This is a genomic window from Inquilinus sp. KBS0705 (assembly GCA_005938025.2).
GTDB lineage: Bacteria > Bacteroidota > Bacteroidia > Sphingobacteriales > Sphingobacteriaceae > Mucilaginibacter.
Map to the genome: position 1 here is coordinate 2072813 of VCCI02000001.1, position 13465 is coordinate 2086277.

The window sequence follows — 13465 nt, forward strand, 5'->3', positions numbered from 1 at the left end:
GCATATACCCTAAGTATGTTTTGTTGCCAAACTATAATTATATAAAAACACGGATACCAAAAAAGAATGAACAGACAAATTGAAAAATTGAAAAAACAACTTTCAGAGATTGCTGAAGTTGTAAATTCTTTCCAGTCTGAAGCTGTGCAAGTTAGAGTTGTTGACAGGCTTTTAGACGAGATTATGGAAGTTGAGAAGGTGGATACGGAAGGATCTGATATTTTCAATAAACGAGGCCGCAAAAACGGTTCGGAAATGGGAAGCAGCGAAAGCAGGGAATCAATACCGGGGCGTAAAAAGCCCGGTGCTACCAAGGTTTTAAACCAACTGCTAAACAGCGATTATTTTAAGACACCGCACTCTATATCATCCATAGCCGAGTACTGCAAAGAAAAATTCGACTCTGATTTTAAAACTTCAGAGCTATCGGGCATTTTGCTAAAACTGGCAAAAGAAAACAGGCTAAAGCGCGAAAGAAGTAACGAGAACAACCGCTTCGAATACGTTGGGGTTTAAAACAAAAAGGCCGCTTGAATTGAGCGGCCTTTTTGTTATTAAGTGTTTTATCCGGCGTCAAACAAAAGTGTCAAAACGGCAGGTGGATTTGGCGATAGTTAAAATTTATGTAGGAATTGTCAAATATTATTCTATATTAGTTAACAGGCGCGGAACAATTAAAACGAATTAAAACGAAAAATAACGAATAATTCGCAAAAATATGGAATAGTTTATAGCGGAACCTGTAATAGCACTTCTACAACAGGTGGAACAAATTATCTACTCCTAAAATCTTCCGCGAGGTAAAACCTTCACCATATTTTACGTTGATGCTTTTGCCGAATTCGCGCGCACGGCCCTCTACCACCTGTATAAATTCCGGCGATGAGATGTAGGTTTGCGGCTCGTCCGGGTTCCAATCGGGGTTATGAAACTGCGATCCGAAAGCATAAACACTCTCTACTTTTTTGTCCCAATAATCGGTTATATCTACAATAATATCAGGCTCTATATACCTATCTTGTATAAAATGCAGCACCTGTTTTGGGCGCCATTCAGTTTGTAACTCATTGTTATCCAATGTCTCTATCCGACGCAAGCCAGATAGGAAAGCCGAGGTTTCAACCAATTCGCTTGCCCGGCCATGGTCGGGGTGGCGGTCGTGATAGGCGTTGGTTATCACAATTTCGGGTTGATATTTACGTATGGCAGCAATCACTTTTAGCTGGTATTCTTTGGTGTTTTCAAAGAAACCATCGGGCAGTTCCAGGTTCTCGCGCACATGTACACCCAGTATCTCGGCAGATCGGGCAGCTTCTTTATCGCGTATTTCGGCGGTACCACGGGTGCCTAACTCGCCCCGGGTAAGGTCGGCAATACCCACCTTATGGCCCATGGCTATATGCTTTAACAAAACACCCGCGCAGCCCAGTTCGGCATCATCGGGGTGCACTGGCAAAACTAAAATATCTAATTTCATAAATATAAACTATTGATTATCAGAAGCAAGCAAGCGCTGTATCTTCTTTCGTATTTTGGATGATGTAGGCTTGGTAAAGGGGTAAAAAAAGTCGGCTACCTTGCCATTTTTGTCTATTAGGTACTTATGAAAGTTCCATCGGGGGGTCGAGTTAAGCACCCCGTTCTCTTTTTTATCTATCAAAAATTTGTAAAGCGGGTGGGCATAAGGGCCGCGTACACGTATCTTATCAAATACAGGGTAATTGCTGCCATTATCTGTACAAAAAATTCCAATTGCTTGTCCGTCAAGCGGTTCCTGCCCACCAAAATCATTTGATGGGAAGGCCAGTATCTCAAAATCCTGGTCAGCAAACTCTGTTTTAAGGTCGGCAAGGTCTTTTAGCTGGGGGGTAAACCCACATTGCGATGCGGTGTTTACTATTAATAAAACCTTGTTTTTATAGTCAGCCAGGCTGATGGTGTCGCCGTCGAGTTTGTCAACATTAAAGCGATAAATACTTCTATCGTCCATTATCAATTATAATTGGAACTATAACCTGCATCCTGCAGGATAGTTTCAATATCGCGCTGTTCATTGCGGTCGTATGTTTCTTTAAGATTGTGCCCAAATAAACCGGCAACTGATTGAAATACAAAGGCTTTAAAACCACCCTTTAACTCTTTCACCATCGAATAGGTAGTAACATCCGTTTCGCGGCTGATGAGTTTGATCAAAATCTCGCCCTGAGTAATGGTAAGGTTTTTAACCTCTTTATTAAAAATGGTCTTTATCTCGGTTTCGCAACCTTTTATCAGTTCCTTTTGTTTCTTCTTATCGCCGGTAAGGGCAAGGTCGCGCTGTAATTTGGTATAGCGCTGAGCAGCGAATTTTGCATAAGGCAATACCTTTAATACATTGTAACGCAATCGGTTAAAGTTGGCCCTATCCTGCGCCGATGCAAATATGCGGCTATCGCGAATAGTGATCTCATGTAAAACTATCCAGGGTACCAACTCGCCGTCTAACTTTGTCATGTAAGTTTTTACGGTATCATTTTTGCCTAATATAACTGGTTTTGCAGGCTGTTCGTCCTGGGCTTTGGCCACAGTTAATACACAACAAAACAAAACTATAGAAACAATAAATTTCATATTTTTACTTGATACAAAATTAACGCATTTTATTTTGTTATTTTATAATAACCTGCAATAATAAATTTTCTTGCAGGTTTATGATAGTACGTACAACACACGCTGATACATGAAAGATTTAGTGATTGACCTGGAAGCCGAGAAGAACGAGATACTAAAAAGATATCGGGCGTTATTGCGTGCCAGCAAATCTACCTTGCAAAAAGGCGATAAACGCATGATACGCAAGGCTTTTGATATGGCGCTGGAAAGCCACAAAGATATGCGCCGCAAAAGCGGCGAGCCTTATATATACCACCCTATTGCCGTTGCCCAAATAGCTGCCGAAGAAATTGGCCTGGGTACTACTTCAATTGTATGTGCCCTACTGCACGATGTTGTTGAGGATACTGATGTTACGCTGGAAGATATTGAGATGGAATTTGGCAAAAAAGTTGCCAAAATAATTGACGGTTTAACCAAAATATCCGGCGTATTTGATACCAATAGCTCGTTACAGGCCGAAAACTTTCGTAAAATGCTGCTTACCCTTGCCGATGATGTAAGGGTGATACTGATAAAACTGGCCGACAGGCTGCACAACATGCGTACAATGGAGTTTATGCCGCGCGATAAGCAGCTTAAACTATCGTCAGAAACGGTGTATCTGTATGCGCCGCTGGCGCACCGCCTGGGTTTATACGCCATAAAATCTGAGCTGGAAGACCTGTCTATGAAGTACATGGAGCGCGAAACCTACTCGTTCATCAAAAAAAAGCTGAACGAAAAAAAGGCCGAACGCGAGAAGTTTATTCATGATTTTATAGAGCCGGTAAAAAAAATGATGGAGGGTCAGGATCTGCATGCCGATATATTCGGCAGGCCAAAATCTATCCACTCTATATGGAACAAGATGAAGAAAAAGTCGATACCCTTTGAGGAGGTGTACGATCTTTTTGCTATCCGGATTATATTAGACAGCACGCCGGAGAACGAAAAAGCCGACTGCTGGAAAGCCTATTCGATAGTAACCGACCAGTACAGGCCAAACCCCGACAGGCTACGCGATTGGATATCATCGCCCAAGGCCAATGGTTACGAATCGTTACATACCACGGTAATGGGCCCGCGCGGCCAATGGGTTGAGGTGCAGATACGCACCAAACGCATGAATGAGATCGCCGAAAAAGGCTTTGCCGCACACTGGAAATACAAAGAATCGTCTACCGATAGCGGGCTCGACCTTTGGGTGCAAAAAGTACGGGATATGCTTAAAAACCCCGATTCTAACGCGCTCGACTTCCTGGATGATTTTAAAATGAACCTGTTTAGCGATGAGATATTCATTTTTACGCCAAAAGGCGCGCTGATACAGTTACCATTAAATGCCACTGCGCTTGATTTTGCTTTTGAGATACATACCGATGTAGGCGCAAGCTGTATTGGTGCCAAAGTAAACCACAAACTGGTACCGCTAAGCTATAAGCTGCAAAACGGCGACCAGGTAGAAATAATTACCTCGAGCAAGCAAAGCCCTAAAGAAGATTGGCTAAACTTTGTGGTAACCGCTAAGGCAAAAGCCAAAATTAAATCGGCCTTAAAAGAAGAAAAACGCAAGGTTGCCGAGGATGGTAAAGAAATACTTGAACGGAAACTGAAATCGTTAAAGATCACTTATAACTCCGAAAACATACATAAGCTTAGCTATTTCTTTAAGCTACCATCAACCCAGGACTTGTTTTACAACGTGGCTAAGGGCCTGCTTGATATGAAGGACCTGAAGGAATACCAGGCTTCGGAGAAAGTAATTGAGAACAAACCGCAGGACAAAATAGAGAACGAGCAGCTGCAAAGCCTTGTACGCAATATAAAAACCAAAGACAGTGATGTTTTGCTTTTTGGCGAGGACCTGCAAAAAATTGATTACAAGCTGGCTAACTGCTGCAACCCTATCCCCGGTGATGATGTATTTGGTTTTGTAACCGTTAGCGATGGCATAAAAATACACCGCACCAACTGCCCTAACGCTGCAAAGCTTATGGCTAATTATGGCTACCGTATTGTAAAGGCCCGTTGGACCAACCAACAGGAACTAGCCTTTTTAACCGGCCTGCGCATTACCGGTATTGACGATGTTGGTTTAATAAATAAGCTTACCACCGTTATTTCGCAGGATTTTAAGGTGAATATCCGCTCAATTACAGTTGATAGCGATAACGGCATTTTTGAAGGATCGCTTATGGTGTATGTTAATGATACTGAGCACCTTGAAAACCTGATAAAAAATCTAAAACTGGTAAAAGGCATCACCGGCGTTACCCGTTTTGATTCGGCTATCGAGAAGGCGTCGTAAGCGAAATGAATGCTTAATTAAGCTGATATGGTGAGGGGTTATTGTGAAAAATGAACATAATCAAACAATAAACCTGAACAACTAACTAAAAAAAATTAATACCTTTGGTGGTAATTCAATTTTATGCCTGTACAGGAAACCATTGCATTGGTAAAAAAGATTTTTGAGGCCTACCTCGAAAACAAAAGCCTGAGGAAGACCCCTGAGCGTTTTGCCATACTTGAAGAAATATATTCAAGAAGCGATCATTTTGATGTGGAATCGTTATACATCCACATGAAGAATAAGAAATACCGCGTAAGCCGCGCTACGGTTTACAACACCCTCGAACTTTTAGTATCGTGCGATTTGGTAACCAAACACCAGTTTGGCAAAAACATGGCCCAGTTCGAAAAATCATACGGCTATAAACAGCACGACCACATTATTTGCATTGATTGCGGTAAAGTAGTTGAGTTTTGTGACCCGCGAATACAGCAGATACAAAGTATGATGGGCGATATTTTAAAATTCGAAATAAAGCACCACTCGTTAAACCTGTATGGTAACTGCACCAAACTACGAGAGGGTTTCTGCGATAGAAAGGTATCGTAATTAATAACCACCAAAAATCATTTTAACACTTATTACAACAAAAGATATATTTAATGGCTGTTGACGTATTATTAGGCCTCCAGTGGGGCGATGAAGGTAAAGGTAAAATTGTTGATGTATTAAGCGCAGGGTACGACCTTATAGCCCGTTTTCAGGGCGGCCCAAATGCCGGCCACACCTTAGAGTTTGAAGGTAAAAAGTTTGTATTGAACACTATACCATCAGGTATATTTTTTGATAACACCATGAACCTTATAGGTAACGGTGTTGTAATAGACCCTATCACCCTAAAAAAAGAAATTGATAAGCTAAAAGATGCCGGGCACGACCTTTTAGCCAAAAAGAATTTGATGATAGCCAAAAAGGCTCACCTTATTTTACCAACCCATCAGTTGCTTGATGCCGCCTCTGAAAAAAAGATGGGCGATGGCAAAATAGGATCGACATTAAAGGGTATTGGCCCAACTTATATGGACAAAACCGGCCGTAACGGCTTGCGTATAGGCGATATTACCTTGCCCGACTTTAAAGACCGTTACCAAAAACTGGTTGATAAACATACATCAATGCTGCAGGCCATGTATGGCGAAGTTGCCGATTTTAGCGAGCGTGAAGAATTGTTTTTTGAAGCTGTGGAGTTTATTAAACAATTCCCGCTGATTGATTCCGAGCATTTGGTTAATGATTATATAAAAAGCGGTAAAAAAGTATTGGCCGAAGGTGCACAAGGCGCCATGCTGGATATCGACTTTGGTTCATATCCGTTTGTAACTTCGTCAAACACTACTGCAGCAGGCGCATGTACTGGTTTAGGTATTGCCCCAAGCCAAATTGGCGATGTGATAGGCATATTTAAAGCTTACTGCACACGCGTAGGCGGCGGCCCCTTCCCTACTGAATTGAATGATGAAACAGGCGAAGAATTACGCCGTATAGGGCACGAATTTGGTGCAACCACAGGCAGGCCACGCCGTACCGGATGGATCGATCTGCCGGCTTTAAAATACGCTATAATGCTTAACGGCGTTACCCAACTGGTAATGACAAAAGCAGATGTATTAAGCGGATTTAATAAAATATATGCCTGCACCCACTATAATTATTTAGGCGAAGAAATAGACTACATGCCATATGATATATGTTCTGTAGATGCGCACCCTGTGCTAAAAGAAATTGATGGCTGGAATGAAGATCTAACAGGTATTACGAAACTGAATGAGATACCGGAGCGACTACAATCATACATCGATTACCTGGAGAAGGAATTGAATGTACCAATAAAATGGTTATCTGTAGGGCCAGACAGGAAACAAACCCTGGTATTGCACTAATGTAATACTGATATCAAACTATAAAAAGGCTCCGATAATACAGGGCCTTTTGTATTTAAAAGCTATTTTTGCCAGGTGATCATTAAGCTAACAGATGTAGATTTATTTAAGCAAAAAGCGCTCAATTGGGCCGCCGGTTTTGATACTGCCTGCTACCTGGATAGCAACAACTTTACCGACCCATATGGTAAGTTTGATACGTTGATAGCCGTTAACTCCACCGCCGAGCTTATTGTTAACGCGGGTAATGCCTTTGAACAACTGGACGCTTTTCGCGCTAAAAACCCGGGCTGGATAGCCGGCTTTTTTGGTTATGATCTTAAGAACGAAACGGAACACCTGCAATCAAACAATGCGGACCATCTTAACTTTCCGGATCTGTACTTTTTTGCACCGGAGATTGTAATCAGCATAAAAGATGGAATAGCCCACATAACAGGCAACCTTGCGGATGATGTATACGAAACTATCAATGCAACAGAACTTGTAATTGACAACCAACCATCAAACATCAAACTACACCCCCGATTTAAAAAGGCAGATTATATAGACGCGGTAGAAAAAATAAAAGACCATATAGTTAGGGGCGATATTTATGTAACCAATTTTTGCCACGAGTTTTTTGCAGCTGATGCAGAGGTAGACGCCCTATCTATTTACCAAAAATTAAATAGCTTGTCGCCCAACCCCTTCTCTACCTTTTTTAAATGGCAGGGCAACTATATTATGTGCGCATCGCCCGAACGCTTTTTGGCTAAGCGCGGCATTAAACTAATATCGCAGCCTATAAAGGGTACAGCCCGCCGGGATAGCGACCACCAAACTGATGAACAATTAAAAAACGAGTTACGCAACCATCCAAAAGAATTACAAGAAAATGTGATGATAGTAGACCTGGTGCGTAACGACCTTACCCACTCGGCAAAATCGGGCACAGTAAAAACCGAAGACCTGTTTAACATACATAGCTTTACGCAGGTACATCAAATGGTTTCAACAGTAGTGTGCGAGCTAAGGGAGGATGTTAGTGCCGTAGAAGCGATAAAAAACACCTTCCCGATGGGCAGCATGACAGGAGCCCCAAAAATAAGCGCTATGAAACTGATGGAACAATATGAAAACAGCAAACGCGGTGTATATGCCGGCGCTGTGGGTTATTTCAGTCCAGATGATGATTTTGATTTCAATGTGGTGATACGGACTTTGCTTTATAATTCAACAAAAAAATACCTGTCGTTTCATGTGGGCAGTGCCATTACCTACCACGCTGATGCCGAAAAAGAATACGACGAATGCCTGTTAAAAGCAAAGGCTATCCTGGAAGTACTGGGTCAAGCAGCAGCTTATCCGCAATCCTAACCGCAATATCCGATCCGTTTGCCCAAAAGGCTGATACCGGTTTCTTAGTAAGATAGGGCACAAAAGCGTCGCCATATAATTCGGCAATATCGGCCTCAAATACATAATCTGTAACCTCGGCTATTTGCCAGCTAATATGTTCTACCTGGTATTGCATGGTTTTATAGTCGGTAAGGCGGTTATAGCCCCAGTAATGCTCAAAAATAAATTCCTCGGGGCTGCCGGGTTGTATGTTGGCCAGGCTGTTGCGCACTGTTGCGCCAAGTTTGCTCCATTTACCGTTTACTTTCCATTCGTATAAAAACCGGGTATGGTTTGTGCCATCCTTTGTGATGCTGTGCCGCATGGGCAGGGCACGGTAATGCTCTTTATACAGGTTATTGGCTATAAATACAATTATGCTTTTAGGCACTATCTCGCTTACAAATACAGCTCCGCGTTTCCATTCCTTACCATCAAAATGGCGTACATAAAAGCGCAGGTTCACCTCTTCAAAATTCACATGGAAAGGCCATTTAACGCCCAGTACGCTTGTCTCTTTAAATAAAAAGCCTACCATACTAACCAATGCCTTGCCCTCCCACAGGTCAATTTCGGTGGCGGCGGGTAAGTAAGGTTTTAATATTTCGGGGTCAACCTCATAATTAAGCATTATCAGGTTTTTCCATTGGGCAGTTAAAAAGCGCGATTTTGCAGCCATATATATTTGAAAAAGCAAATTTCAGCAAATAGTTCGAATTCACCGAATAAATTAAAAAGGCTGCCTTGAATGATCAGGCAGCCTTCGTGTAAATGTTTTAAAACGACAATGTATTATTTACCCTTGTAATATTTCATTGCTTCGGGTATCAGCTTTTGTATGTTGGCTATACGGGTAGCATCGGCAGGGTGTGTACTTAAAAACTCGGGGGTAGAATTTTTCCCTTGTGCCGCCATACGCTGCCAGAAAGTTACGGCTAAGTGCGGGTCGTAACCTGCCATTGCCATAAAGGTTAAGCCTAAACGGTCGGCTTCATTTTCTTTATCTCTCGAATATTTTAAAGTGGCCAATTGCCCGCCAACACCATATAATGTGCTTATAGCGGCTTGTGTAGCGGCAGATTTACTACCTGTAGCTGCACCAATAGCGGTACCGCCAGCTTGTATAGCCAGTTGTTGCGACATGGCTTCGGCAGAGTGGTGTGCTATAGCGTGGCCAATTTCGTGGCCCATAACAGTGGCTAAACCGGCATCTGTTTGGGTTATAGGCAATATACCGCTGTATACAGCCACTTTACCACCCGGCATACACCAAGCGTTTACTTCTTTACTTTGTATCAGGTTAAATTCCCATGCAAAATTGTATTGATCGGAATAACCGTTAGCTTTTAAATAACTTTCTATAGCTACAGCAAGCCTGTTACCAATAGTTTTTACACGTTGCGCATCGGAAGTATTGGTAATAACAGTTGTTTTAGGATCTGATAAAAGTTCGCGGTAGGCCTGTGCGGCTGCAGGGTTAATTTGATCGTCGCTTACTAAGCTTAATTGCGAGCGGCCGGTAAGCGGCACAGTTGAACAGGCATACAAGGCAATTGCAATTATTGCAGTTGCCAAAATTGGTCTAAGTTTTTTCATGGTTAAGTCAGGCTGTTTTTCTTTTTAAATAAGTTAACTTTTGACTCTTTACCTTTTAATAAGCGTTCGATATTTTTTTGATGAGTAACTAATATTAATACACATATGCACATACCGTATATTATGACTGATTTAATATACACCGGGAATATAAATGTTACACCGATAGGATAAGTAAAACCAGCCAATATTGAACTTAATGATACATAGCGCGTAATTAACAAGGTTACAATAAATACCAGCACGCAAAGTAAAGCAGCCGGCAGGTTAATAGCCAATATCATTCCAAAAAGTGTTGCAATGCCTTTACCGCCCCTAAAGCCGGCAAACACCGGGAACAAATGGCCCATTACAGCGGCTATACCCAGTGCAAGTTCGTAGTTAGTAAAAGCAACTGAATGGTACGCACCGGTGGTAGATACACCTATAACATAGGCAAGGTTGGTGGCGGTCCACCCTTTTAAAATATCCAGCAGCATAACGGGTATGCCTGCCTTTTTACCTAAAACCCTGAATGTATTGGTAGCACCGGCATTGCCGCTGCCATATTCGCGTACATCAATGTTATAAAACGCCTGCCCTATCCATACAGCCGTGGGTATAGATCCAAAAAGATAAGCCAGAATAAGCGCTGAAATCGAGTAGATTGATAGCATCTGCCTGCAATATTATTAAATTGATGTTATACTACCGCAATATATCATTATAATTTAACAGCTTTTAAACTGAGATCCAAACTTTTTACGGAGTGGGTAAGCGCCCCTACTGATATATAATCTACACCACAATCGGCGTAGTCTCTTATATTATCAATAGTTATACCTCCCGATGCTTCGGTAATATATCTGCCTTCAATTATGTTTACGGCCTGCTTTAGGTCGCTAAAATTAAAGTTATCCAGTAAAATGCGGTTTACATGGCCGGTTTGTAAAACTTGTTCCAATTCGTCAAGGTTTCTTACTTCAATCTCAATTGCCAGCTTTTTGTTTGTTTCTTTCAGATAATTATTAGCATTTTCTATAGCGCGCCTTATACCGCCCGAGTAATCTACGTGGTTATCTTTGATCAGTATCATATCATACAAACCAAAACGGTGGTTGGTACCGCCGCCTATGCGCACCGCCCATTTCTCTAAATAGCGCACGCCCGGGGTGGTTTTGCGGGTATCTAAAACCTTAGCGTTAGTGCCTTGTAAAAGATCGGCTATCTGGTTGGTTTTGGTGGCAATGCCACTCATGCGCTGCATACAATTTAGTACCAGGCGTTCGGCCGTTAAAATGTTACGGGCATCGCCTTCCACTTCAAATGCAACATCTTTGGGCTTTACTTCGGCGCCGTCCTGTAAAAAAACGGTTAGTTTTAAGCTGGGGTCAACAATATAAAAAATCTCGGCAGCAAGCTCAACGCCTGCTAATATGCCGGTATCTTTTACTAAAAGTTTTGCTTTGCCTTGTGTGCCTGCTTCAATAGTGGCTAATGATGTGTGGTCTCCATCGCCAACATCTTCATTTAAAGCATCAATTATAAAACGGTGTATTAATTCTTTGTCCAAACCTTTATTTTTGAGTTTCAAAAGTAAGAACAATTGACGATTAATTAGGTTTTTTCGCTCTCAATACGCAGCTCTATTAGCTGCATGGTCTTATCCACTTCTTTCAGCGTGTAGGATATGCGGTATTTTCCTTTATCGGTAGTTAGTATCAATACACCAAAATTATAGGTGGTGCTTGAGTTGATACGGTGCAACAGTTTAACCGCATTGGGCTTGTTTTCTTTAAAAAACTTTTCCAGTATTATTTCGGCCTGGGTTTTTGAGTAACTATTAGAGTTGTCTAATATGCTTACATCTATACTGTTGGCAAAATATTTAGCCAGTTCATGGCTATTCCCCTGCTTTATTAGCTCGGCTATTTTTTCAATTGGACCGGCTAAACCAACACAAGGCACTATAAATAACAGCACCAGCAGCGGCAAACATCTTAGCTTCATCATAAGTATATGACCAATAAACTAAAAAAAAGTTGCAATAAAAAATAAATGTGTATTAAATACAATGTTTAAACGTTGCTTTTATATTTGCATTGTGGAAAACAGAAAAAAAGTAGCATTAATTATATTAGATGGCTGGGGATATGGCCGTAATGATAGTTCAAACGCCATTGTAGCAGCAAATACACCGTTTTTTGACGCGATGCTTAAACAGTACCCAAATTCAAAATTGGAAGCATCGGGCCTGGCAGTTGGTTTGCCCGAAGGGCAAATGGGCAACTCGGAAGTAGGGCACATGAACCTGGGTGCAGGCCGTGTGGTTTACCAGGAACTTGGCCGTATAAACAAAGCCGTTATTGATAACGAATTTTTACAGAACGAAACCCTGCTGGAAGCATTTAATTACGCGAAAGCAAATAATAAAGATGTTCACCTTATAGGCCTTGTAAGCGATGGTGGCGTGCATGCGCACATTAAACACGTAAAGGGCTTGGTAGATACTACCAATGCCCTTGGCCTGCAAAAAGTATTTATACATGCCTTTTTAGATGGCCGCGATACCGACCCTAACTCGGGGATCAATTTTATTACCGAGCTGGAGCAGCACATTGCCGATACACCCGCTATACTGGCATCGGCTATTGGCCGGTATTATGCTATGGACCGCGACAACCGCTGGGAGCGTGTTAAAAAGGCTTATGATCTGATGGTAAACGGCGATGGCGAGGCATCGCAGGATATCATTGCCTCTATTCAAAAATCGTATGATGAAGGTGTTACAGACGAATTTGTATTGCCAATAGTTAAGGTTGATACCGAAGGCAAGCCAGTAGCGGTTATTAAAAACGGCGATGTGGTAATATGCTTTAACTTCCGTACCGACAGGGGCCGCGAGATATCGCTTGCACTTACCCAAAAGGAATTCCCGGAATATAATATGCACCCGCTAGATGTACATTATGTAACCATGACATCATACGATGAAACTTTTAAGAACGTAAAAGTAGTATTTCGTAAGGATGACCTGAGCAAAACACTTGGCGAAGTGTTAGAAGGAGCCGATAAAAAACAGATACGTATTGCCGAAACCGAGAAATATCCGCACGTTACATTCTTCTTCTCGGGCGGACGCGAAAAAGAGTTTATAAACGAGAAACGCCTTTTAGTACCCTCGCCAAAAGTAGCCACCTACGACCTGCAGCCCGAAATGAGCGCCGAAGGTATACGCGATGCGATTATACCCGAACTGCAAGCCGAATGGCCCGACTTTGTTTGCTTAAACTTTGCCAATACCGATATGGTGGGCCATACAGGTGTTTTTAGCGCGGTAGTTAAAGCCGCCGAAACTGCCGATGCCTGCACCAAAGCAGTTGTTGAAACCGGTTTACAACATGGTTATTCGTTTATCATCATAGCCGACCATGGTAACGCAGATTATATGATAAACGAGGATGGATCGCCAAATACTGCGCATACCACTAACCTGGTGCCATGTATTGTTATTGATAGTGATGTAAAGCAGGTAAAAGATGGCAAATTGGGCGATATTGCACCAACCATTTTACAAATTTTGGGCGTACCCATCCCTGCAGAAATGACCGGCAATGTATTGGTATAAACCGTTTACAAAGTA

General features: G+C 42.0%; 14 protein-coding genes. 6 read left to right on the plus strand and 8 right to left on the minus strand.

Annotated elements, in window-relative coordinates; genetic code table 11:
- Positions 1-66 precede the first annotated feature (66 nt).
- A complete protein-coding gene (locus tag FFF34_009075) occupies positions 67-516 on the plus strand; it encodes a hypothetical protein (protein TSD67523.1) in 450 nt (149 codons plus the stop codon).
- Positions 517-754: 238 nt separating this feature from the next.
- On the opposite strand, the gene bshB1 is transcribed toward FFF34_009075, so the two are convergent.
- From bshB1 to FFF34_009090, 3 genes are read right to left on the minus strand one after another with little or no spacing between them, the layout of a single operon-like run.
- On the minus strand, positions 755-1477 hold the full coding sequence (gene bshB1, locus FFF34_009080) for a bacillithiol biosynthesis deacetylase BshB1 (GenBank protein TSD67524.1): 723 nt from the start codon (positions 1475-1477) through the stop codon (positions 755-757).
- Positions 1478-1486: 9 nt separating this feature from the next.
- On the minus strand, positions 1487-1990 hold the full coding sequence (locus tag FFF34_009085; GenBank protein TSD67525.1) for a glutathione peroxidase: 504 nt from the start codon (positions 1988-1990) through the stop codon (positions 1487-1489).
- Positions 1991-1992: 2 nt separating this feature from the next.
- On the minus strand, positions 1993-2610 hold the full coding sequence (locus tag FFF34_009090; protein TSD67526.1) for a DUF4294 domain-containing protein: 618 nt from the start codon (positions 2608-2610) through the stop codon (positions 1993-1995).
- A gap of 109 nt (positions 2611-2719) precedes the next feature.
- On the opposite strand from FFF34_009090, the gene FFF34_009095 reads away from it, so the two are divergent.
- The 4 genes from FFF34_009095 to FFF34_009110 all read left to right on the plus strand — a co-directional run bounded on the left by FFF34_009095 (position 2720) and on the right by FFF34_009110 (position 8226).
- Positions 2720-4942, plus strand: a complete 2223-nt coding sequence (locus FFF34_009095) for a bifunctional (p)ppGpp synthetase/guanosine-3',5'-bis(diphosphate) 3'-pyrophosphohydrolase (protein ID TSD67527.1) — start codon at positions 2720-2722, stop codon at positions 4940-4942.
- Between the two features lie 123 nt (positions 4943-5065).
- Positions 5066-5536, plus strand: a complete 471-nt coding sequence (locus FFF34_009100) for a transcriptional repressor (protein TSD67528.1) — start codon at positions 5066-5068, stop codon at positions 5534-5536.
- Between the two features lie 53 nt (positions 5537-5589).
- A complete protein-coding gene (locus FFF34_009105; GenBank protein TSD67529.1) occupies positions 5590-6867 on the plus strand; it encodes an adenylosuccinate synthase in 1278 nt (425 codons plus the stop codon).
- A 75-nt stretch (positions 6868-6942) separates the two neighbouring features.
- Positions 6943-8226: an anthranilate synthase component I family protein gene (locus tag FFF34_009110; GenBank protein TSD67530.1), complete on the plus strand. Its 1284-nt coding sequence runs from the start codon at positions 6943-6945 to the stop codon at positions 8224-8226.
- Here the strand turns inward: FFF34_009110 and FFF34_009115 are convergent.
- The 5 genes from FFF34_009115 to FFF34_009135 all read right to left on the minus strand — a co-directional run bounded on the left by FFF34_009115 (position 8180) and on the right by FFF34_009135 (position 11835).
- Positions 8180-8926: a DUF2071 domain-containing protein gene (locus FFF34_009115; GenBank protein ID TSD67531.1), complete on the minus strand. Its 747-nt coding sequence runs from the start codon at positions 8924-8926 to the stop codon at positions 8180-8182. The two genes, FFF34_009110 and FFF34_009115, sit on opposite strands and share 47 nt — an antisense overlap.
- A gap of 113 nt (positions 8927-9039) precedes the next feature.
- On the minus strand, positions 9040-9843 hold the full coding sequence (locus FFF34_009120; GenBank protein ID TSD67532.1) for a M48 family metallopeptidase: 804 nt from the start codon (positions 9841-9843) through the stop codon (positions 9040-9042).
- A gap of 2 nt (positions 9844-9845) precedes the next feature.
- The gene (gene plsY, locus FFF34_009125) at positions 9846-10499 is read right to left on the minus strand and encodes a glycerol-3-phosphate 1-O-acyltransferase PlsY (protein TSD67533.1); all 654 of its coding nucleotides are present in this window, start codon (positions 10497-10499) and stop codon (positions 9846-9848) included.
- A 47-nt stretch (positions 10500-10546) separates the two neighbouring features.
- Positions 10547-11395, minus strand: a complete 849-nt coding sequence (gene nadC / locus FFF34_009130; protein ID TSD67534.1) for a carboxylating nicotinate-nucleotide diphosphorylase — start codon at positions 11393-11395, stop codon at positions 10547-10549.
- 44 nt (positions 11396-11439) lie between these two features.
- Positions 11440-11835 carry a DUF4783 domain-containing protein gene (locus FFF34_009135; GenBank protein TSD67535.1) on the minus strand — a complete coding sequence of 132 codons (396 nt, stop codon included), beginning with the start codon at positions 11833-11835 and terminating at the stop codon, positions 11440-11442.
- A 61-nt stretch (positions 11836-11896) separates the two neighbouring features.
- Between FFF34_009135 and FFF34_009140 the strand changes: the two genes are divergently transcribed.
- Positions 11897-13450, plus strand: a complete 1554-nt coding sequence (locus FFF34_009140) for a 2,3-bisphosphoglycerate-independent phosphoglycerate mutase (protein ID TSD67536.1) — start codon at positions 11897-11899, stop codon at positions 13448-13450.
- Positions 13451-13465: the final 15 nt, after the last annotated feature.

Excerpts from the sequence above, each read along its gene's own strand:
- FFF34_009075 (TSD67523.1), top strand. The coding sequence starts at position 67 with ATGAACAGACAAATTGAAAAATTGAAAAAACAACTTTCAGAGATTGCT.
- bshB1 (TSD67524.1), bottom strand. The coding sequence starts at position 1,477 with ATGAAATTAGATATTTTAGTTTTGCCAGTGCACCCCGATGATGCCGAA.
- FFF34_009085 (TSD67525.1), bottom strand. The coding sequence starts at position 1,990 with ATGGACGATAGAAGTATTTATCGCTTTAATGTTGACAAACTCGACGGC.
- FFF34_009090 (TSD67526.1), bottom strand. The coding sequence starts at position 2,610 with ATGAAATTTATTGTTTCTATAGTTTTGTTTTGTTGTGTATTAACTGTG.
- FFF34_009095 (TSD67527.1), top strand. The coding sequence starts at position 2,720 with ATGAAAGATTTAGTGATTGACCTGGAAGCCGAGAAGAACGAGATACTA.
- FFF34_009100 (TSD67528.1), top strand. The coding sequence starts at position 5,066 with ATGCCTGTACAGGAAACCATTGCATTGGTAAAAAAGATTTTTGAGGCC.
- FFF34_009105 (TSD67529.1), top strand. The coding sequence starts at position 5,590 with ATGGCTGTTGACGTATTATTAGGCCTCCAGTGGGGCGATGAAGGTAAA.
- FFF34_009115 (TSD67531.1), bottom strand. The coding sequence starts at position 8,926 with ATGGCTGCAAAATCGCGCTTTTTAACTGCCCAATGGAAAAACCTGATA.
- FFF34_009120 (TSD67532.1), bottom strand. The coding sequence starts at position 9,843 with ATGAAAAAACTTAGACCAATTTTGGCAACTGCAATAATTGCAATTGCC.
- plsY (TSD67533.1), bottom strand. The coding sequence starts at position 10,499 with ATGCTATCAATCTACTCGATTTCAGCGCTTATTCTGGCTTATCTTTTT.
- FFF34_009135 (TSD67535.1), bottom strand. The coding sequence starts at position 11,835 with ATGATGAAGCTAAGATGTTTGCCGCTGCTGGTGCTGTTATTTATAGTG.
- FFF34_009140 (TSD67536.1), top strand. The coding sequence starts at position 11,897 with ATGTTTAAACGTTGCTTTTATATTTGCATTGTGGAAAACAGAAAAAAA.